Source organism: Streptomyces sp. 351MFTsu5.1, assembly GCF_000383655.1.
Classification (GTDB): Bacteria; Actinomycetota; Actinomycetes; order Streptomycetales; family Streptomycetaceae; genus Streptomyces; species Streptomyces griseorubiginosus.
On sequence record NZ_KB911783.1, the window covers coordinates 388,414 to 407,997 of the forward strand.

Consider the following 19,584-nt stretch of genomic DNA (forward strand, 5'->3'; position numbering starts at 1 on the left):
CGGGTGCCGCCGCTTTCGTGTGCTCACGCGCGGCTCAGGCCAGCCCGCCCACCGGCTGGAACGACGCGTCCGCCACGAACTGGGAGCTGTACTCGAAGCGTTGCAGGCGGACCACGAAGTTCTGGTGGCGCAGGAAGTAGCCGGGGTAGTTGACCGACTCCAGCATCTTCGCGCCGGGGGTGGCGGACGAGTCCCGGGAGCAGAACGTCGCGTCCTGCTTGAACAGGGACGAGCCGTCGTTGCGTTCGGCCCGCAGCACGAAGCTCCGGTGGCGCAAGTACGCACCGTCGCGTGTGACGAACGAGTAGCACGAGGCGTTCGCCAGGCCCTTGACCTGCTTGAAGGTGGCGTCCTGGCGGGCCCGTTCGCCGCTGACCTGGTCCAGGCCGACATGGTCGGAGTCCACATGCCAGTAGCGGTCGGGGTAGTTGACCGAGCGGAACGAGCCGTAGACCGCCGTGGGCTTCGGCTTCGCCGGACTCCCCTTGGACGGCGGGGACTTGGGCGGCTTCGGGGTGGCCGTGACCGCGATGGTCGGGCCGGTGCCCTGCTGCCGGGGGCCCTCGTGACTCGGGGACACCGACGACAGGTCGCTGTCGCCCTCCGGGGGGAGGGTGGTCGCGGGCTGCGTGGAGAAGGAGATCAGGCCGGATCCGGCGTCCCGCGCGGATTTCGACCGGACGTCGTCCTCGTTGTCGGTCGCGGCTATCGCCGCCACACAGGCGACGATCGTGGTCACCGCCAGCGCACCGGCGAGATAGAGCCGCCTGGTGCCGGGTGTGCGGGAGGTGTCCAGCGTCCAGCCGTTCTCCCAGGGGCGGTCCTGAGGCGGCCGGGACTTGTCTTCGGGCATGCGCGGTTCCTCCGGCGCGGCGCTGTGTGCGACGGCCGCTGCTGTGGTGGCGCGGTAGGTGAATGGTGAACCACGTGTGGTTCCGGAGGGAACACTAGTGGTTACCAGGGGGCGTGAGCAGCCTTTTGAAGCGGCCGATTTCCACATTCACGCATCAGCGGACCTCAGGATTTCCGGTTTCGTCGTTATGTACGCTTGTACGCATGGGATACCTGCTCCTCGTCGGAGCCATCGCAGCCGAGGTCGCGGCGACCACGGCCATGAAGTACACCGAAGGATTCAGCCGGTTGGGGCCCTCGCTGCTGACCGTGCTCGGCTACGTCCTCTCCTTCGCGCTGCTCGCGCAGACCCTGAAGACGGTGTCGGTCGGCACCGCCTACGCGATCTGGGCCGGAGCGGGCACCGCGACCATCGCCGCCATCGGGATGGTCTTCCTCGGGGAGGGCATGACGGTCACCAAAGCCGCCGGGATCGCACTGATCATCGTCGGGGTCGTGGTGCTGAACCTGGGCGGGGCGCACTGATGGCGCGCCGTTACGACCCCGAGCGCCGGCAGCGGATCATCGACGCGGCCATCCGGGTCGTGGGGGAGAAGGGCCTCGCCGGGCTCAGCCACCGCAGTGCCGCCGCCGAGGCCGATGTGCCGCTCGGCTCGACGACGTACCACTTCAAGAGCCTCGACGAGCTCATGGTGGCCGCGCTGCGCCAGGCCAGCGAGGGCTTCGCCAAGGCGGTCGCCGCGCACGGGGTGTGGGACGGCCCGGGCGGCGACCTGGCCGCCGACCTCGCCCGCGTCCTCGGCGAGTGGCTCGGCGGTGACCGCACCGGCGTCGAGCTGGAGTACGAGCTCTACCTCGCCGCGCTGCGCCGGCCCGCCCTGCGTCCCGTCGCCGCCGAGTGGGCCGACGACCTCGCCGCCCGCCTCGCCCACCGCACGGACCCGGTCACGGCACGCGCCCTGGTCGCGCTGACCGACGGGATCTGCCTCCAGGTGCTGCTGACGGGGGTGCCGTACGACGAGGGGTACGCGCGGGAGATGCTGGCGCGCGTGATCCCCTGATCGGGTTGTCACACACACCGACGAACCAGGGGGAGCGTGAGCGGACCACCGTCGTCCACGGTGGGGACGGAGGACCCGCACATGTACCGGATCATCGGTATGCCCCTTGGCCACGTACCGCTCGGCCTCTGAGACGGCCCGCGCGCGGGTTCGCCTCGCACGCCCCCCGGCGGTTAGGTTTCCCTCATGACCGACACGACTGCTCCGCGTACCACCGGCGCCATCGCCGCAGGCCTCGCCACCGTCACCGCCGACGGCACCGTTCTCGACACCTGGTTCCCCGCCCCCGAGCTCACCGCCGAACCGGGCCCCTCCGGCACCGAGCGGCTGTCCGCCGAGCGGGCCGTGGAACTGCTCGGCGAAGGCGCCGCCAAGGCGATCGGTCCGGACGCCCGCCGTGGCGTCGAGGTGGTCGCGGTCCGTACGGTCATCGCCTCCCTGGACGAGAAGCCGCTCGACACGCACGACGCCTACCTGCGTCTGCACCTGCTCTCGCACCGCCTGGTCCAGCCGCACGGCCAGAGCCTGGACGGCATCTTCGGCCTGCTTCCCAACGTCGCCTGGACCTCCCTCGGCCCGGTCGCCGTCGACGACGTCGAGAAGGTGCGCCTGAACGCCCGCGCCGAGGGCCTGCACCTCGCCGTCACGAGCGTCGACAAGTTCCCGCGCATGACGGACTACGTGGCCCCCAAGGGCGTCCGCATCGCCGACGCCGACCGCGTCCGGCTCGGCGCCCACCTCGCCGCCGGCACCACCGTGATGCACGAGGGCTTCGTCAACTTCAACGCCGGCACGCTCGGCACGTCGATGGTCGAGGGCCGTATCTCCGCCGGTGTCGTGGTCGGCGACGGCTCGGACATCGGCGGCGGCGCCTCCACCATGGGCACGCTCTCCGGCGGCGGCAACGTCCGCATCACCATCGGTGAGCGCTGCCTGATCGGCGCCGAGGCGGGTGTCGGCATCGCGCTCGGCGACGAGTGCGTCGTCGAGGCCGGTCTCTACGTCACCGCGGGCACCCGGGTCACCATGCCCGACGGCCAGATCGTCAAGGCGCGCGAGCTGAACGGCGCCTCGAACATCCTCTTCCGCCGCAACTCGGTCACCGGCACGGTGGAGGCCCGCCCGAACAACGCGGTCTGGGGTGGCCTGAACGACATCCTGCACAGCCACAACTGAGCACTTCCCCCCGAGGTCGCCGTAGAGGTTCCGCCTCTACGGCGACTTTTTTCATGGGTGCGGCATAGCGGGGGCGCCCCGCACGCGTCACAAGAGGCGGAGGGCCGCGCACCGGCGCCGCCGGGGGAAGAGAAGGTGACGATGGATGCCGAAGGGCTGGAGAGTTTCCGGGACTTCGTGGACAGCAGGTCGTCCGCCCTGCTGAAGACCGCCGTGCTGCTGTGCGGCGGGGACCGGCACGCCGGTGAGGACCTGCTCCAGAACGCCCTGGTCCGGGCGGCCGGACGCTGGCAGAAGATCGACGAACCCGAGGCCTACGTACGGCAGGTCCTGTACCGCCAGCAGGTCAGCCGCTGGCGGCTGAAGTGGCCCCGCCGGGAGGTCAGCGTCGCCGAGCCGCCCGAACCGGCGGCCACCGGCGACACCTCGGCCGACACCGCCGCCACCACCGAACTGCGCCTCGTGATGCGCCAGGCCCTGTCCCGGCTCACCGCACGTCAGCGGACCGTGCTGGTGCTGCGCTACTTCGAGGACCTGCCCGAGGCCGACGTGGCCCGGCTGCTCGGCTGCTCGGCTGCTCGGCTGCTCGGTCGGCACCGTACGGTCCACCGCCCACCGTTCGCTGGCCCGGCTGCGCTCGCTCGCACCCGAACTGGCCGCCCTCGGGCCCGCCGACGCCGAGCGGTCCGCGTCCCGTGACTACTCGCCCGTGGAGGTGCGTCCGTGAACGTCGACGACATCGTGCGCGACGCGCTGCGCGAGCAGGCCGCCGAACAGCCCCCCGCTGCGGCGGGGTTCGCCGACCGGGTGCTCGCCGTCCGGCGCCGCCGCCGCAGCCGCAGGATCGCGCTCGGCGCCGCGGCCGCGGTGGCCGTGATCGCCGTAGGGGTGACGGTTCCGCTGCTGGACTCCGGCAAGGACGACGTACGCCCCTCGGGTGGCGGCGGTGGGATCGTGGTGGAGAAGAAGACGAAGGCCCACCCCGACCAGTCGCCGCCCCGCGAGGAGATCTCCGCCGGGGGCACCACCCTGGCCGGGTACTACATTCCGGAGACGGTGAAGAAGACTTCGGAGACAGCCGTCTACCAGCGCACCTACCACTTGCTGAACCCGCGCTCCGGCAGGTACGCGAAGGCCGCGGACTGGTCCTGGGTGGCGGTCGCCCGCGGTGGCAGGACGGCCGCCGTCCTCGAGCAGGAGCTGCCCGCCTCCCGGATCGGCCTCCTCGACCTGACCACCGGCAAGGTCGAGCGGTGGATCGAGGTCGACCACGGGGTCGGTGGGCTCGCCTTCTCCCGCGACGGCCGCAAGCTGGTCGCGACGACCTACTCCGTCAACCCCGACCTGCGGGTCAAGGTGAACGGCTCCGACGGCTGGGACCAGTCCCAGCCGTCCGGCCGCACCGGGTTCTACCTCTTCGACGTGGCCTCAGGGAAGGGCGACTGGACCGAGGTCAAGCTCGCGAGCAGCTCCGACGATCCCAGGGGCGCCGGCTTCCTCAACAGCCGCCAGGACTTCGCCCTCACCGACGACGGCCGGCACGTCTGGGCCGGCAACCCCATGGGGGCCATCGGCAAGGAGTTCTGGGACCTGAAGGGCGCCAAGGTCCCCACTCCCGCCGACGACAAGTACCTGGAGTGGTACGTCGACGCGGGCAAGTCGCCGGACGGCAGGCTCGTGGCCGGTGCCTTCGCGGGTCAGAAGTGGCACACCTCCTCGTTCGTCCTCGACGCCAAGACCGGTGCGCACACCGAGGTGCGCGGCCAGCAGCTGCTCGCCTGGGTGGGCAACAAGCAGCTCATCGCCTGGGACATCGGCAAGAACGACAAGAACGAGTTCCACCAGCGGCTCGTGCTGGTCACCCTCGGCAGCGACAGGGAGGTCCCGCTGAGCGGCTTCCGCGAGGGCAACGACGGCGACGCCGGACGCTGGGAGCCGCTCTTCGCCCAGCCCTGACCGGACCGTCAGGCGGCCACGAACCGTTCGTACTCCGCAAGCAGCCCGTCGGCCGTCTCCAGGTCGGCGGGCCGCAGCGGGGCGCGGACCGGGCCCGCGGGCAGACCGAGCGCGTTGAGGAGGGCCTTGGCAGTGACCGTGCCGGGCAGGCCCGCCGCCATCATCGCCTCGATCAGCGCGGTGGCCCTCTGCTGGAGGCGGGCGGACACGGGGGTGTCGCCCGCCTCCGACAGGTCGATGATCGCCCGCAGCCGCTCCGGGACGACGTTGGCCACCGTGCTGACGTACCCCGCCGCGCCCACCGCGTACAACGCGAGGATCTGCTCGTCGCAGCCCGCGTAGTACGCCAGCTCCGTGCGGTGCAGGACCTTCTGGGTGCCGAGGAGGTCGTAGGAGCAGTCCTTGACCGCGACGATCCGGGGGTGCTCGGCGAGCCGGATCATGGTCTCCGGTTCGATGCGGACGCCGGTGCGGCCCGGGATGTCGTACAGCATCAGGGGCAGTCCCGAGGTGTCCGCGATCTCCCGGAAGTGCGCCTCCAGCGCGTCCTGCGGCGGCCTGCTGTAGTACGGGCTGACCACCAGCACCCCGTCCGCGCCCGCCTCCTCGGCCGCCAGGGCCAGCTCCACGGTGTGCCGGGTGTCGGCGGTGCCCACGCCCGTCACCACCGGCACCCCCGCGCCCACCGCCTCCCGGACCGCTGTCACCAGCGCCGCCTTCTCCGCGTCCGAGGTCGTCGGGGACTCGCCCGTGGTGCCGGACAGGACGAGTCCGTCGCAGCCGTGGGAGACCAGGTGCGCGGCCAGGCGCTGGGCGCCGTCGAGATCGAGCGCGCCCTCCTCGGTGAAGGGGGTGACCATGGCGCACAGGGCGCGGCCGAAGGGAGGTGGCGTAGTCGTCATGGGGACAGTCTCGGCGCGCCGACAGTGAAGCTCCACTTAATTCTCCTGCGAGATATGTGTAAGCAGTGCTTCACTCCGCCGTCATAGGCCCTATGTCCAATTCGCGCCTCATGAGTCACCATGGCGAGAGAGGACCCTGCGTGCGGGAGGCGTCATGAAGCTCGGCAAAGCACTGGCCACGGGAGTCGCCGAGGAGCGGCCGCAGATCCGGGACGAGGAACTCGACCTTCCCGAGGAGACCGAGGAACTGAAGGCCCCCGAAGAGGTACCGGCGGCCCGATGAGGCTGCGGCTTCCGGAGGAACGCCCCGCGGAGCCGCCGACCGGATACAAGATCGCCCACCCGGTGCTGTCCCAGGACGGCACCCGGGCCGGGTTCACCGGTGTGTCGCTCGGCGGCGCGCTGCCGTACGGCGTCCTGGCCGACGCGTCCTGTGTCTACGGACTGCGGCACCGGGCGCCCCACCGCCGCTGCGACTGCGGCTTCCACTGCGTGCACGACCGCGCGGCCGCCGAGGCGCTGCTGTGCACGGCCGAGCACCGCACGGCCGTCCTCCTCGACGTCCTGGTCCTCGGCCGCTACCTGCGCTTCGAGCTCGGCTACCGCTACGCCCGCCAGCGGGTGCGCTCCGCCACTGTCGGCCCCTGCGCCTGCGGCGCGGTCGCGGCGGCCCTCGCCGACGCCGGCTGGGGGCGGCCCGGCTGGCGCGCCCTCGCCCCCTCGTGCGCGGCCTGTCTGCGCGGTCGTACGGCCGTCTCGCTCGCCGGGTTCGCGCGGCTGGCCGGGGAGGGGCTGCGGGTCGTCGCCGGCCCGGCGGCACCGGTCGCGGCCGGCCTCGTCGCCGGGGAGGGGCGCGGGGTGCCCGGGGGCGCCGCCGACGAGGGGCTCGGGGTGCCCGAACTCGCCGCCGAGGCCGCCCTGTTGCAGGCGCGGCTCGACTGGTTCCAGAGCCAGCTCGCCCAGCTGGGGGAGCGCGGCCCGGACGGCGGACCGCAGGGGTAGCGGGGGCCGGGCCGGGTACCCGGGGGTTTCGACCGAGAGGAGGCGGAGCACCGTGACCGGAACCACGGCCCCCAGGCCGACGCACGACGACCACCATTCGGTGGGCGAACTCGTCGGACAGGCCACCGAACAGCTCTCCCGGCTGGTACGGCAGGAGGTCGCCCTTGCGAAGGAGGAGCTGGCCGCGAAGGGCCGGCGGGCCGGGCGCGGCGGCGGGCTGCTCGGCGCCGCGGGCGCCTTCGCCTACGCGGGACTGCTCGCCCTGGCCGGGACGGGCGCCGCCGCACTGTCGCTGGTGCTGCCGGTCTGGGCCGCGGCGCTGATCGTGACGGGCGTGCTCTTCGTGATCGCGGCGGTTCTTGCCGCGACCGGCCGCGCCCAGCTGCGCCGCGCCGCACCTCCCACGCCCGAGGCGGCGCTCGACAGTGTCAAGGCCGATGTCGAGGAGATCAGGGAAAGGGCGCACCGATGACGGACAGGACGACCGGCGACCAGGCCTCGACAGGGGCCAAGGGGCCCGACGAGCTGCGGCGCCAGATCGAGCAGACCCGCAGTGAACTGGGCGACACGGTGGAGGAGTTGGCAGGAAAGATGGACGTGAAAGGCCGCGCCCGGGCCCGGGCCGCGGATCTCAGGGACAAGGCGGGTGCGCTGACCGTGCAGCTGCGCAGCAGCGCCGCGCAGGCCGGGCACACCGTGCACGACAAGGCCACCCAGGCGGGGCACAAGGCGCAGGACCGTGCCGTGCAGGCGGGGCACAAGGCGCAGGACCGTGCCGTGCAGGCGGGGCACAAGGCGCAGGACCGTGCCGTGGAGGCCGGTCACAAGGCCAAGGACCGGACGCTGCGCGCCGGTGAGGTCACGCAGGACGGGGCCACGCGGACCGGCCGTGAGCTGGAGCGCAGGGCGCAGCACAGCGTGCCCGCACCGGTCCGGCCCGTCGTCCTCGCGGCGATCAGGCATCCCCGTCCGGTGCTGATCGTCGGCGCGGCCGTGCTCGCGGTCGCCGTGGTGTCGTGGCGGTACCCGAAGAAGTGAGCGGCGGTACCTGACCCTGCTCCGGAGTCGGTCGCTCTGTGGCTCCCCGTCAGCCGGACACGCTGACGGGGAGCTCCGCTGCTGAGGGGCGCCGGGTGCGCCGTCACTTCTCCCGCGCCCAGGAGGCCCGCAGTCTCTCCGGCCAGGTCCGGGTGTCCCGCGGCTCCACGTAGGGCTCCTCCGCCGGCTCGTGCTCGCCGGAGGCGATCGCCCGCTCCCGGGCCAGTTCCGCGTCGAACTCCAGGCCCAGCAGGATGGCCAGGTTGGTCAGCCAGAGCCACACGAGGAACACGATGGCGCCCGCGAGGGTGCCGTACGTCTTGTTGTAGGAACCGAAGTACGCGGCGTAGAGCGCGAAACCGGCGGACGCGGCGAGCCATGCCAGGGTGGCGAGGACGCTGCCGGGGGAGATCCAACGGAAGCCGCGGCCGCGGACGTTGGGGGCGGCCCAGTACAGCAGGGCGATCATCCCCACGACCAGGAGCAGCAGCACCGGCCACTTGGCGATGCCCCAGGCCGTGATCGCCGCGTCGCCGAAGCCCACCACCCGGCCCGCCCGTTCGGCGAGCGGTCCCGTGAAGACCACGATCAGCGCGCTCGCCGCCAGCATCAGCATCAGCGTCACGGTCAGCGCCAGCCGCAGTGGCGTCAGCTTCCACACCGGGCGGCCCTCCGGGAGGTCGTACACCGCGTTGGACGCCCGGATGAACGCGGCGACATAGCCGGAGGCGGACCACAGCGCGGCGAGCAGTCCGAGGATCGCCAGGACGCCTCCGGTGCCCCCGCTGTCGCCGAGCCGGATCACCGCGTCCCGCAGGATGTCGCGGGCCGGGCCAGGGGCGAGGCCTCCGATGGTGTCGAGGAGCTTGTCCGTCGCACGCCGGCCCACCACCCCCAGCAGGGACACCAGTACCAGCAGGGCGGGGAACAGGGACAGCACGCCGTAGTAGGTCAACGCGGCCGCGCGGTCGGCCAGTTCGTCGTCCAGCAGTTCCTTGAAGGTGCGCCTGGTGACGGCGGCCCAGGACCGCCGGGGCAGTTCCAGGGGGCTCTCCGGCGCGGTGTTCTCGGCCTGCTCGGTCATGAACCGGCGGGTCTCCCGAAACCGCCGGTCGAACCCCACGCGAGCGGCGTCGGTCCGCTCGTCGGGGACCTCTCACCGAACATATCTCTCTCCTGGACAAAAAAAGTTTTCGGTGGGAGGGTGGACCCATGCTGGACGTCACCGTGATCGAGGACCCCGAGGCCGCAGCCGTCTCCCTGGACCCCATACGGGCGCGGCTGCTCGCCGAGCTGGCGGCCGGGCCCGCCTCCGCCGCCATGCTCGCCGGACAGGTCGGCCTGCCCCGGCAGAAGGTGAACTACCACCTCAAGGCGCTGGAGCGGCACGGCCTGGTCGAGCTCGCGGGGGAGCGCCGCAAGGGAAACGTCACCGAACGGCTGATGCGCGCGACCGCCGCCTCGTACGTGATCTCACCGCTGGCCCTGGCCGCCGTGCAGCCCGACCCGGACCGCTTCCGCGACCAACTCTCCGCCCGCTGGCTGCTGGCGCTCGGTGCCCGGCTGGTACGGGACGTCGGCCGGCTGATCGCGGGTGCCGCCAAGGCCCGCCAGCGACTGGCCACCTACGCGCTCGACGGCGAGGTGCGCTTCGCCTCCGCCGCCGAACGGGCCGCGTTCATCCAGGAGTTGACCGCCGGGGTCACCGCCCTGATCCGCAAGTACGACGCCCCGGACACCGAGGGCGGCCGGGATCACCGGATCGTCGTGGCCGTCCATCCCACGCTCAAAGAGCCCCAGTCCCCTTCTCCGCAGACCGAGTTGGAGTAGATCATGTCCAAAGAGTTCGAGATCGCCCGAGAGTTCGAGGTCGACGCCACCCCCGAGCAGGTCTGGGCGGCGGTCACCACCGGCACCGACGGCTATCTGTGGCCCATGGAGCCGCCCGAGCCCCGTGTCGGCGGCACCGGCCCCTTCGGGTCCAAGGTCATCGCCTGGGACCCGCCGCACCGCTACACCAACCGCGTCGAGGACGTGGACGGCATCTCGCAGCAGACCCTCAACCAGCTCGACTACACGATCGAACCCCGGGACGAGGGCCGCCGGGCCTGGGTGCGCTACGTCCACAGCGGGATCTTCGTCGACGACTGGGACAACCAGTACGACGGCGCCGCCAAGCACACCGACTTCTACCTGCACACGCTGCGCGAGTACCTGACCCACTTCGCGCCCCGCCCGGCCGCCTTCGCCACCTTCGACGGACCCGAGGCGTCCAAGGCGCCGGACGCCCTCGCCGCCGTGGGACGTGCGCTCGGGGTCGGCGAGGACGTGGCCCCGGGCACCCGGCTGACGGTCCACGGGCCCGACACCTTCGAGGCCGTGGTCGACTTCCGCAACGCGTACTTCATCGGGCTGCGCACCGACCGCGGTCTCACCCGGATCTTCGGGCGCAACCACTGGGGCCACCCGGTCGGCATCTCCCTGCACGACTTCGCCCCCGACTCCGACATCAAGGAGTGCGAGGGCGAGTGGCAGGGCTGGCTGAACGGGGTGTTCGGCTGAGAGGTGTGCCCAGCCGGACGGGGTGTTCAACCAGCCCTGAGGCGACGGAAGTTCACCGGGGAGCTACGGCCTGAAGCGCAGCACCTGCGGGTCGTGGTCGCTGATCTGGTCGTTGAACTCCGAGTTGATGTGCACGCTGTCGTACGCGAAGTCGCAGGACTTCCGGATCGACGGGCTGACCAGGATCTGGTCCAGGACCTGCTGGTTGCCCTGGTAGTCGTAGGTGTAACGCTCGCTCTTCGGCAGCGACTTGATCGCCGACCAGAGCTCGCCGTCACCCTCCAGGATCTTCGCGGTGTCGGAGAACTCGAAGTCGTTCATGTCGCCGAGGGCGACGACGTCCGCGTTCTTCTGCACGTCGAGGATGCTCTTGACGAAGGCGTTGACCAGGGTCGCCTGGGCGTGGCGCTGGACCTCCGAGCTGCGCGGCACCGGCTGGGTCGCCGAGGGCAGACCGAAGTCGCCGCCCTTGGAGTTCAGGTGGTTGGCGATCACGAAGACCGTGCGGCCCCGGAAGACGAACTCGCCGGCCAGCGGCTTGCGGCTGGACTTCCAGGCGTCGTTCGTGGGGTCGATCCGGCCGGGGGAGGCCGTCAGCTGCGCCTTGCCGTGCACCTTGGTGACGCCGACGGCGGTCGTGGAGTCGCCGCCCGCGCGGTCCGTGAAGGAGACCCGCTCCGGGTTGAACAGGAACACCTGGCGGATGTTGCCGCCCGGCTCCCCGCCGTCCTGGTCGTTGACCGGGCTGATCGAACGCCAGTCGTACTTCGGGCCGCCCGCCGCCACGATCGCGTCGATCAGCTTGTTCACGGTGACGTCGGCCGCGACCGTGCCGTCGTCCGTCGCTCCGTTGTTGTCCTGGATCTCCTCCAGGGACACGATGTCGGGCGACTTCAGGTTGTTCACGATCGCGGAGGCGTGCTCCTCGAAGGTGGCGTCGGACGGGTCGAGGTTCTCGACGTTGTACGTCGCGACCGCGAGCTCGTCCTTCTTCTGCTTCTGGGTCGACTCGCGCTGGAGACCGGCGCTCTTCAGCGTGCCGATCTCGTTGGCGACCAGCGTGTAGCCGCCGAACTGGTTGAAGTCCAGCGGGCCCGCGGTGCTGCCGGTGAGGACGTCACCGACGTTCGCGACCGGGAAGGCGGCCGTCGCGCCCAGCGACTGGATCTGGAGCCGGCCGGTGTTCTGGGAGGTGTAGGAGCCGTACAGCGTGCCGCCGCGCTTCGTGGCGTTCTCGCGCGGCTTCACCGTCACCCACAGCTCGGTGTACGGGTCGGTCGCGCCGACCACGCGGACGTCCTTGACCTGGACGTTCATGCCCTCGAGGGACTCGTAGTAGTCCAGGGCGTACTTCTTGGGCTGAAGCGTCAGACCGTTGATCGAGTTCGCGGCGGCCGCATCGCCCTCCGGGGCGTAAGCGGCGGGCACCGACTTCGCGTCGACCACGACGGCGGCCGGGACCGCGTTGCCGCTGGAGACGACGGTGACCGTCGGCTTGGTGATCTCGGTGACCGACTGGTTGCCGGAGGACGTGCCGCCCGGGACGTACTCCGAGACGGTGCCGGTGACGGTGACGGCGTCACCGACGGCGACCTTCGGCGTCGAGCTGGTGAAGACGAACACGCCCTCACTGGTCGCCGGGTCGGCGTCCGGGTTCGGATCCTGGAACCAGAACCCCTTGGACGAGCCGTAGGTGCGTACCCCGGTCACGATTCCGGCCACATCGGTGACCTTCTGACCGGCGTACGGGGATATCCGGGTCGCGCCCTGGATGTCATGGATGCTCACGCCGGCCGCGTGCGCGGGCGAGACGAGGGCGAGGGCGGAGGCCGCGGAAGCGGCGGCGACGGTGAGCGCGGCGAGACGCGCGGACTTCTTGCTCGGCAACGGGATCCCTCCGGGGACGAACGTAGGCGCCGGGACGAGGGTGGACATGAAGCGGTGGGAGCCGCGACCTGTGGGGGCGGTTGCGACGCGCGTAGAAAATACCGCGCGCAGAATTCCAGTGAACAGGTGTCCGCCGGTTTTCTACGCGCGTCAATCTCCTGCCTGCTCAGGCCCGTTGTCAAGGTTTCAGCCATGTACGCAACCTGTCCGGAACATGAACCGGGCGGCATGGGTGGATATCCGTCTACGCTGAGCGGCTGAGTGGCACGACGCGTCCTAGGAGAAACAGCCGATGTCAGACAGCTCCCCCCTGCCGCCGGTGCGGCTGCATCCCGAAGCGGAGCTGGCGCGGGACGCCCTGTCCACGCCCCTGCTCACCCGGGCCGCCCGGCTCGCCCGCTGGGCCGGCCAGGACACCAGGGTCGACGCCGGGGGCGGACTCGTCGAGGAACAGCTGCCCGCGGCGGCCTCGGAACTCGGACTGAGCGGGGACGACGCGGCGGCATACGCGAGCGAGGCCTGGCGGGTCGCCCTCGACACCGGGCTGGTGGAGATCCTCGACGAGGAGGAGGGCACGGTCACCGCGGGCGCCGACCTGGCCCTGCTCACCGGCTCCCCGCAGGACGTGCTCGGGGTGTGGCTGACCGCGCTGGAGACCGTGCTGGCCGACGCGAGCGTGCCGGACCTCGACGACCTGGTCGACGCCCTGGACGAGGGCGGCGAGGTCGACCTCACCTCCCTGGACTGGGACCCGGAGGCCGAGCAGGAGTTCCTGGACGGCGTGCTCGGCAACCTCTACCTGCTCACCGTCAGCGAGGACGGACCGGGCGACGGCACCGTACCCCTGCCCGCCCTCGCCGCCTCGATGATCGTGCCCAGCGACATGGGCGAGCCCACCAACGACGTCCTGGAGCAGGTCTCCGACGCGATGATGCGGCTCGACGACCAGTTCCGGATCCTGGAGCCGATCGGCCTGGTGGCGTACCGGCCCGTGGACGAGGCGCTGATGGCGGACGCCGACGAGGAGCCCGCCGCGGTCGTCGACGAGACCGACGTCTCCCGTTACGGCATGGTCCGGCTGACCCCCCTCGGCCTGTACGGCCTGCGCTCACGGCTGCTGGAGGCGGGGATCGCGGCACCGGCCGTCGGTGACCTCGCCGACAAGGGCGCGGACGCACTCCTCGACGGGACCGCCGTCTTTCCGCCGTCCGCCGCCCAGGCCGAGACCGAGCAGTGGCTGGCCCGCCGTGAACCCCTCGCGGCAGCACGGGAGTTGCTGGGCGCGGCCCGGGGCGGCGACCAGGGCGCGCCGCTGCGCCGGCTGCGGTGCCAGCAGGCCCTGTCCCTCGTCGGTACCGTCGCGGAGCCCGCGCTGAGGGAGGTTCTCGACGACCCCGAGCTGGGCGGCCTCGCCCGGGTCTGGCTGGTCGAGCGCGGCTTCGAGGACGTGCCCGCGCCCTCCCAGGACATGGTGTTCTGGCTGACCGTCGACACCATCGCCGCGCAGCTGGCCGCGGAGGGCAACTCCGAGGAACTGCAAGGGCTGGTGGAAGGGCTGGCCCAGCAGCACGGCGGGTTCTTCGCGGCGGCGTGGCGGGTGGACCACCCGGCCACGGCGGACGTGCTGGAGGCGATGGGGCGGTTGCATCCCGACAAGAAGGTGGCGAAGGAGGCCCGCAAGGCCGCGTTCAAGGCGCGGTCGCAGCAGGGTGGTTAGGGCGGTGGCCCAGGTGCGGGCGGGTGGGGGTTGCTCGCGCAGTTCCCCGCGCCCCCAAAGGGGCGCTTTCCCTGCCCTTTGTTGATTCATGGAACCGGGTCCACTGAATCTCCCCGCCGTTCAACCGGTGTTCAGACATGGACGGGACCGTTGCGCCGAACCGAGGTCCCCCAGCCTCCACGGCGTTCACCCACCGTCTCAGGAGACACCATGTCGCTCACCCGCAGGGACTTTGCCGCGAAAACCGCGATCACCGGTGCCGGTGTGGCGCTGGCGGGCACGGTAGGCGCCCTCGCCACCGCACCCAACGCGCTCGCCGCGACCGACGTCGAGAGCGAGGGCGCGCAGACCGCGGGCCACCACCACGGTGTCGGCTACGGTCCGCTGATCGCCGACCCGCAGGGCCTGCTCGCGCTGCCCGCCGGTTTCACGTACAAGGTCATCACCTACAGCGGCAGGACCAAGCTGGAGTCGGGTGAGTTCACCCCCTCCAACCACGACGGCACGGCCACCTTCTGCGGTCCCCGCGGGGCGACCCTCCTGGTCAACAACCACGAGCTCAAGGGCCCGCGTGCCAACTGGCCGCACCCCGTGCCGCTCACAGAGGGCCTCGTCTACGACCCCGCCGCCTCCGGTGGCTGCACGGTCGTCGAGGTCCGCCACGGACAGGTCGCCGAGTGGGTCGGCATCGCCGGTACCTCCACCAACTGCGCGGGCGGCAGCACTCCTTGGGGCACCTGGCTCACCGGCGAGGAGACCGAGGACAAGGCCGGCCAGAACGGCATGACCAAGGACCACGGCTACATCTTCGAGGTCGATCCCGAGGACCGCCGCGCCAACCGCGACCCCAAGCCCGTCAAGGCGTTCGGCCGGTACGCCCACGAGGCGGTCGTCATCGACCCCAAGCGCGGCCACGCCTACCTGACCGAGGACGCTTCCGGCCCCAACGGCCTGCTCTTCCGCTGGACCCCGCCGGCGGGCTTCCACCACGGCCGCGGCAAGCTGCGCACCCTTGCCGACGACGCGGGGGTCCTGCAGGCCTTCAAGTGCTTCGACTCCGGCGGCCAGTTCGTCGACGACCTCTCCCGCGCCACGAAGATCGGCACGGTGTACGGCGTGGACTGGGTGGACGTCCCCGACCGTGACGCGAAGACCATCTCCGTGCGCAAGCAGTTCACCACCGGTCAGGTCACTCGCGCCCGCAAGCTCGAGGGCATGTGGTGGGGCGACGGCGGTGCGTACGTCGTCTCCTCGTACGCCCGTGAGGAGAGCCCCGTCCAGCACGACGGCCAGGTCTGGTTCTACGACCCCAAGCGCCGCACCCTGACCCTGAAGGTCCTCCTCGGCGTGAACCCGGACCCGTCCCAGGACGGCGCCTTCGACGGCCCCGACAACATCACCGTCTCCCCGTACGGCGGCCTCGTCATCGCCGAGGACGGCGAGGGCGTCCAGCACCTGTTCGGCGCCACGGAGAGCGGCCGCACCTACCCGATCGCCCGCAACGAACTGAACATCGGCACTGAAGAGGAGCCCGAGTACAGCGAGTTCACGGGCGTGACCTTCTCACCCGACGGAAAGACGCTGTACGCCAACATCCAGACTCCGGGAATCATGCTGGCGATCACGGGGCCGTGGAAGCGTCAGAAGCGCGGCTGAACCGGCTGGGCTTAATTCGCTCGCTCCACCCGAGTCGCGCCTCCTACAGTGAGATCACGACAACGCACCTCCCGGTGCGAAGACGGCGGCTACTTCTCTCTCCAAGAAACCGACGCCGCCGTCGAATTGATCTCGGGAGGCGCGGCTCAAGGTGGGTGCCCGGTGCGCAGGCAGCGGTTACTTCCTGGGATCCGGTGGTTGCGGGTTCGAGTCCCGTCATCGACTTCAGGTCGGTGTAGCTCAATCGGACAGAGCACCGGAATAAAGTCCGCAGCCGACTCCTGATCTCGGGCACCCTCCTTCTGCCGTGTCTCCCTCCGAAACAGCAAGGAATTCGGGGGAATTCACCATGGCGCGATTCAACAGGAAGACCGCACGGGCCCACCCCGTCTCGCGGGTCACCTCGACCGGCCGCATTCTGCGGACCTACGAGGGCGGCCGCGGACACGAGCGCGACGCACGCTCCGAACTCTTTCTGCTCGCGGTCTCCAATTTCGTCTCCCAGCAGACCTTTTACGAGTCCGGCGCGGACCGTGACGACCGTTTCGCGTGCCTCGTGCGCGAGCTGGCCGTCACCGACCCCACCTGGACGGCAGGCCTGCTCGGCTGGCTGCGCGGCGAGGGCAACCTGCGCACCGCCTCCGTCGTGGGCGCCGCCGAGTACGTCAAGGCGCGTCTCGACGCGGGCATGACCGAGGGCCCCTCGAACCGGCAGGTCGTGGCCTCCGTGCTCCAGCGGCCCGACGAGCCCGGCGAGTTCCTCGGGTACTGGACCTCGCGCCACGGCCGTAACCTCCCCCAGCCCGTCAAGCGGGGCATCGCCGACGCCGTACGCCGTCTGTACGGCGGCACGTCGCTGCTGAAGTACGACACCGCATCCAAGGGCTACCGCTTCGGTGACGTCCTCAACCTCGTGCACGCGGTCCCGGACCCGGACAAGCCGTGGCAGGGCGAGCTGTTCCGGTACGCCCTCGACCGCCGGCACCACCCGGACACCGCCGTACCGCCCGGGTCGAGCCGGGTCCTGACCGCGCACCGCGAGCTGATGGCGCTGCCGGTCGAGGCGCGGCGGGCCGTGGTCACCTCCGAGGGCGGTGCCGAGCGGCTGGCCGCGGCCGGCATGACCTGGGAGGCGCTGGCGGGCTGGCTCCAGGGCCCGATGGACAAGGCGGCCTGGGAGGCCGTTATCCCGTCCATGGGCGCGATGGCACTGGTCAGGAACCTCCGGAACTTCGACGAGGCGGGAGTCTCGGACGAGGTCGCCGCGCAGGTGGCGGCGAGGATCAGCGACCCGGCGGAGGTCGTACGGTCGCGGCAGTTCCCCTTCCGGTACCTCGCCGCGTACCGGCACGCGCCTTCGCTGCGCTGGTCCCACCCGCTGGAGCAGGCGCTCGGCCACTCGCTGGCGAACGTGCCCGCGCTGCCCGGCCGGACCCTGGTCCTGGTGGACCGCTCGGGCTCGATGTGGGCGCGGCTGTCCGACCGCTCGCAGCTCAACCGGGCCGACGCGGCAGCGATCTTCGGCACGGCCCTCGCGCTGCGCGCCGAGGACGCGGACCTCGTCGAGTTCGGCAGCACGAACCGGCGGCTCGCGATCGGCAGGGGCGAGTCGGTGCTGAAGATCCTCGGCCGCTTCGGCGACCTGGGCGGCACCGACACCACCTCGGCGGTCCGCGCGCACTACCGGGGCCAGGACCGGGTGCTGATCGTCACCGACGAGCAGTACACCCACCACCGTCACGGCGGCCCGACCGAGCAAATCCCGGCCGACGTGCCGGTCTACACCTGGAACCTCGCCGGCTACCGGGCGGGCCACGGCCCCTCCGGCACCGGCAACCGCCACACCTTCGGAGGCCTCTCGGACGCGGCCTTCCGGATGGTTCCGCTGCTCGAGGCAGCCCAGGACGCCGACTGGCCCTGGGCGGCCTGAGCCCCGAGCGTGGCCCGCACTTCACGGGGGTGCGGGCCACACCCGTGCCCTGGCCCCCGCCCACGCCTTGTCGCGCCGTGCACTGACATCTAACATGTCAGTTCATGAAGGCCATCCGACCGCTCGCCCGCACCCTGCTGAGGGACCAGGCCTACGCGTCCATCCGGGACGCCATCGTGGCCGGGGAGATCGAGCCCGGGGCCGTGGTGCGGGACGCGGAGTTCGCCGAGCGGCTCGGGCTTTCGCGTGCGCCCGTGCGGGAGGCCTTCGCGCGGCTGGTGGACGAGGGGCTGCTGGAGAGCAAGCCGCAGAGCTACACCCGGGTGACCCGGGTCGACGCCGCCGAGGTGCGTGACGCCGCCGCGGTGGTCGGGGCCATGCACGAACTGGTCACCCGGGTCGCCGTACCGCGCCTGTTCGCCGCCGACATCGAGACCATGCGCGCGGCCAACGCACGCTTCGCGGCCGCCGTCGCCGCCGGTGACGTGGACGAGGCCCTGCACGCCGACGACGACCTGCACGACGTCCTCGTCCGAGTCAGCGGCAACCGCGCGGCCGCCGCCACCGCCGCCCGCTACACCCCCCTCATCCGCCGCCTGGAGCGCCGCCGCTTCGGCGAGGGCGGCAACTGCCGCTCGGCAGGCCTGCACGACCGGCTGATCGAGGCCTGCGCGGCCGGTGACGTGGACGAGGCGGTCCGGGTCACGGCAGAGATCTGGCGAGGGCTGGCCGAACTCGCCGACAGCGACTGACCCCGGAGGAGACATGCCCGACAAGTCCCTTGCCTCGTACGACCGTTACCCCCTGCTCTTCGGACCGTCCCCCGTGCACCCCCTGGAACGCCTCACCGCCCACCTCGGCGGCGCCGCGCTGTGGGCCAAGCGGGAGGACTGCAACTCCGGGATCGCGTACGGCGGCAACAAGACCCGCAAGCTGGAGTACCTGGTCGCCGACGCCCTCGCCCAGGGCTGCGACACCCTCGTCTCGATCGGCGGCGTCCAGTCCAACCACACCCGCCAGGTGGCCGCCGTCGCGGCCCGGGCCGGGCTCAAGTGCGTGCTCGTGCAGGAGAGTTGGGTGGACTGGCCGGACGCGGTGTACGACAAGGTCGGCAACATCCTGATCAGCCGGCTCGCAGGAGCCGACGTACGGCTGGTGAAGGCCGGGTTCGGAATCGGGTTCAAGGAGAGCTGGGAGCAGGCGCTCCGGGACGTCGAGGAGTCTGGCGGGAAGCCGTACGCCATTCCCGCCGGCGCCTCCGACCACCCGCTCGGGGGTCTCGGGTTCGCCGGGTGGGCGTACGAGGTCGCCGAGCAGGAAAGGGAGTTGGGCGTCTTCTTCGACACGGTCGTGGTCTGCTCGGTGACCGGCTCCACCCAGGCCGGCATGGTCGCCGGGTTCCGGGCGCTGGAGCAGGCCGGGGGCCGCCCCCGCCGGGTCCTCGGCATCGACGCCTCCGCGAAGCCCGTCGCCACCCGGGAGCAGATCGCGCGGATCGCCCACAACACCGGGCAACTCATCGGCGTCGAGAAGGAGTTGACGGAGGCGGACGTAGAGCTCGACGAGCGCTACCACGCCGGCGTCTACGGCATCCCCGACGAGACCACCCTCAGCGCGATGCGCCTCGCCGCCCGCACCGAGGGGATGGTCACCGACCCGGTCTACGAGGGCAAGTCCATGGCCGGAATGATCGACCTCGTCGAGCGCGGGGAGATCGGTGCCGAGTCCACGGTGCTGTACGCCCACCTCGGCGGACAGCCTGCGCTCAACGGGTACAGCGCGCTGTTCTGACGGCGGCGACGGGAAGGCAGCGACGGGACGGCGGACCCGTGCCGGGCGACCTTC

At 71.4% G+C, this 19,584-nt stretch carries 19 protein-coding genes and 1 pseudogene; 16 read left to right on the top strand and 4 right to left on the bottom strand.

Going from position 1 to position 19,584, the window contains the following annotated elements; genetic code table 11:
* Nucleotides 1-34: 34 nt before the first annotated feature.
* Nucleotides 35-853, bottom strand: a complete 819-nt coding sequence (locus H295_RS0122640) for an AbfB domain-containing protein (protein ID WP_020137640.1) — start codon at nt 851-853, stop codon at nt 35-37.
* A 203-nt stretch (nt 854-1,056) separates the two neighbouring features.
* Here H295_RS0122640 and H295_RS0122645 point away from each other — a divergent pair, with 203 nt between their 5' ends.
* The 5 genes and pseudogenes from H295_RS0122645 to H295_RS0122665 all read left to right on the top strand — a co-directional run bounded on the left by H295_RS0122645 (nt 1,057) and on the right by H295_RS0122665 (nt 5,045).
* Nucleotides 1,057-1,377 (top strand): DMT family transporter, encoded by a 321-nt coding sequence (locus H295_RS0122645; RefSeq protein ID WP_020137641.1) that lies wholly within the window; start codon nt 1,057-1,059, stop codon nt 1,375-1,377.
* The gene (locus H295_RS0122650; RefSeq protein WP_020137642.1) at nt 1,377-1,913 is read left to right on the top strand and encodes a TetR/AcrR family transcriptional regulator; all 537 of its coding nucleotides are present in this window, start codon (nt 1,377-1,379) and stop codon (nt 1,911-1,913) included. Before H295_RS0122645 ends, H295_RS0122650 begins: the two co-directional genes overlap by 1 nt.
* A 186-nt stretch (nt 1,914-2,099) precedes the next feature.
* Entirely contained in the window at nt 2,100-3,089 is a 990-nt protein-coding gene (gene dapD, locus H295_RS0122655) for a 2,3,4,5-tetrahydropyridine-2,6-dicarboxylate N-succinyltransferase (protein ID WP_020137643.1), read from the top strand.
* 141 nt (nt 3,090-3,230) lie between these two features.
* A pseudogene (locus tag H295_RS43470) lies at nt 3,231-3,816 on the top strand (SigE family RNA polymerase sigma factor).
* Complete coding sequence (locus H295_RS0122665; RefSeq protein ID WP_020137644.1) at nt 3,813-5,045, top strand: hypothetical protein; 1,233 nt, start codon at nt 3,813-3,815, stop codon at nt 5,043-5,045. The pseudogene H295_RS43470 and the gene H295_RS0122665 overlap by 4 nt, the downstream one beginning before the upstream one ends.
* A gap of 8 nt (nt 5,046-5,053) precedes the next feature.
* Here H295_RS0122665 and dapA read toward each other — a convergent pair whose 3' ends face one another.
* Complete coding sequence (dapA, locus tag H295_RS0122670) at nt 5,054-5,947, bottom strand: 4-hydroxy-tetrahydrodipicolinate synthase (protein ID WP_028809646.1); 894 nt, start codon at nt 5,945-5,947, stop codon at nt 5,054-5,056.
* A 154-nt stretch (nt 5,948-6,101) separates the two neighbouring features.
* On the opposite strand from dapA, the gene H295_RS48405 reads away from it, so the two are divergent.
* Genes H295_RS48405 through H295_RS0122690 form a run of 4 tightly spaced genes read left to right on the top strand, consistent with a single transcriptional unit; the run spans nt 6,102 to nt 7,987 of the window.
* Entirely contained in the window at nt 6,102-6,230 is a 129-nt protein-coding gene (locus H295_RS48405; RefSeq protein WP_020137646.1) for a hypothetical protein, read from the top strand.
* Complete coding sequence (locus tag H295_RS0122680) at nt 6,227-6,949, top strand: hypothetical protein (RefSeq protein ID WP_020137647.1); 723 nt, start codon at nt 6,227-6,229, stop codon at nt 6,947-6,949. The genes H295_RS48405 and H295_RS0122680 overlap by 4 nt, the downstream gene beginning before the upstream one ends.
* Nucleotides 6,950-7,001: 52 nt before the next feature.
* Nucleotides 7,002-7,421 carry a phage holin family protein gene (locus H295_RS0122685; protein ID WP_020137648.1) on the top strand — a complete coding sequence of 140 codons (420 nt, stop codon included), beginning with the start codon at nt 7,002-7,004 and terminating at the stop codon, nt 7,419-7,421.
* The gene (locus tag H295_RS0122690) at nt 7,418-7,987 is read left to right on the top strand and encodes a DUF3618 domain-containing protein (protein WP_020137649.1); all 570 of its coding nucleotides are present in this window, start codon (nt 7,418-7,420) and stop codon (nt 7,985-7,987) included. Before H295_RS0122685 ends, H295_RS0122690 begins: the two co-directional genes overlap by 4 nt.
* 103 nt (nt 7,988-8,090) lie before the next feature.
* Here the strand turns inward: H295_RS0122690 and H295_RS0122695 are convergent, their stop codons facing one another.
* Nucleotides 8,091-9,071 carry a YihY/virulence factor BrkB family protein gene (locus tag H295_RS0122695; protein ID WP_020137650.1) on the bottom strand — a complete coding sequence of 327 codons (981 nt, stop codon included), beginning with the start codon at nt 9,069-9,071 and terminating at the stop codon, nt 8,091-8,093.
* Between the two features lie 128 nt (nt 9,072-9,199).
* On the opposite strand from H295_RS0122695, the gene H295_RS0122700 reads away from it, so the two are divergent.
* Together H295_RS0122700 and H295_RS0122705 are read left to right on the top strand one after the other, a co-directional pair.
* Nucleotides 9,200-9,817 (top strand): ArsR/SmtB family transcription factor, encoded by a 618-nt coding sequence (locus tag H295_RS0122700; protein WP_020137651.1) that lies wholly within the window; start codon nt 9,200-9,202, stop codon nt 9,815-9,817.
* Between the two features lie 3 nt (nt 9,818-9,820).
* Complete coding sequence (locus tag H295_RS0122705) at nt 9,821-10,549, top strand: SRPBCC family protein (RefSeq protein ID WP_020137652.1); 729 nt, start codon at nt 9,821-9,823, stop codon at nt 10,547-10,549.
* 63 nt (nt 10,550-10,612) lie between these two features.
* Here H295_RS0122705 and H295_RS0122710 read toward each other — a convergent pair whose 3' ends face one another.
* A complete protein-coding gene (locus H295_RS0122710; RefSeq protein ID WP_020137653.1) occupies nt 10,613-12,436 on the bottom strand; it encodes an endonuclease/exonuclease/phosphatase family protein in 1,824 nt (607 codons plus the stop codon).
* A 292-nt stretch (nt 12,437-12,728) separates the two neighbouring features.
* On the opposite strand from H295_RS0122710, the gene H295_RS0122715 reads away from it, so the two are divergent.
* The 5 genes from H295_RS0122715 to H295_RS0122735 all read left to right on the top strand — a co-directional run bounded on the left by H295_RS0122715 (nt 12,729) and on the right by H295_RS0122735 (nt 19,530).
* Nucleotides 12,729-14,153, top strand: a complete 1,425-nt coding sequence (locus H295_RS0122715; RefSeq protein WP_020137654.1) for a hypothetical protein — start codon at nt 12,729-12,731, stop codon at nt 14,151-14,153.
* Between the two features lie 210 nt (nt 14,154-14,363).
* Nucleotides 14,364-15,809: an alkaline phosphatase PhoX gene (locus H295_RS0122720; RefSeq protein WP_020137655.1), complete on the top strand. Its 1,446-nt coding sequence runs from the start codon at nt 14,364-14,366 to the stop codon at nt 15,807-15,809.
* 349 nt (nt 15,810-16,158) lie between these two features.
* The gene (locus H295_RS0122725) at nt 16,159-17,739 is read left to right on the top strand and encodes a TROVE domain-containing protein (protein ID WP_020137656.1); all 1,581 of its coding nucleotides are present in this window, start codon (nt 16,159-16,161) and stop codon (nt 17,737-17,739) included.
* Between the two features lie 104 nt (nt 17,740-17,843).
* Nucleotides 17,844-18,491 (top strand): GntR family transcriptional regulator, encoded by a 648-nt coding sequence (locus tag H295_RS0122730; protein WP_020137657.1) that lies wholly within the window; start codon nt 17,844-17,846, stop codon nt 18,489-18,491.
* 13 nt (nt 18,492-18,504) lie between these two features.
* Nucleotides 18,505-19,530 carry a 1-aminocyclopropane-1-carboxylate deaminase gene (locus H295_RS0122735; protein WP_020137658.1) on the top strand — a complete coding sequence of 342 codons (1,026 nt, stop codon included), beginning with the start codon at nt 18,505-18,507 and terminating at the stop codon, nt 19,528-19,530.
* Nucleotides 19,531-19,584 lie beyond the last annotated feature (54 nt).